At 53.5% G+C, this 447-nt stretch carries 1 protein-coding gene; it reads right to left on the minus strand.

Annotated elements, in window-relative coordinates; translation table 11 throughout:
• Positions 1-447, minus strand: a 447-nt coding sequence (locus tag AB4Z23_RS28535) for a HEPN domain-containing protein (protein WP_441361315.1), incomplete at both ends; no start/stop codon positions are given.

A 447-nucleotide genomic window follows, 5' to 3' on the forward strand; every position in this document is an offset into this window, starting at 1 on the left:
GGCCTCGGCAAGGCGGATATCCTGCCCTTCAGCCAGCCCTCGCAAAAATTTCAGATTATGGCTCGCAGGGCTGTAGTTGGTGAGGGTCAAAAGCAGAGTGGAATAAGCCTGCTCTATGGATTGGTGCAGCATGAAAGCTGTCTCTTTCCAATCTCCATCTTTGAGCCCGTAGAGGACGTGCTTAACGAAGAAGTCAGCAGTGCTCGAGCGAGCCGAAAAATGCCTTTTGGCAACCTCATATGCCTGTTGCCCCGTGAGGCTTTTCGGCTCGGCGAGTTCCCTATCGTCGAGTTCGTAGAGAGCAACGCCATCACGTCGGATATCGCTGAAGAAATATTGCCCTTCCTGCAGGAAATTGCTGATTTCGCGAGCACCGTGGACAATGAGGCTCACGGGCGTCTCGATCTCCTTGTCCCACATCAGCCGGTCTGTTGTCTTGTCCCAGTA

The sequence above is a fragment of the Agrobacterium sp. MCAB5 genome, assembly GCF_052114365.1.
GTDB lineage: Bacteria > Pseudomonadota > Alphaproteobacteria > Rhizobiales > Rhizobiaceae > Agrobacterium > Agrobacterium tumefaciens.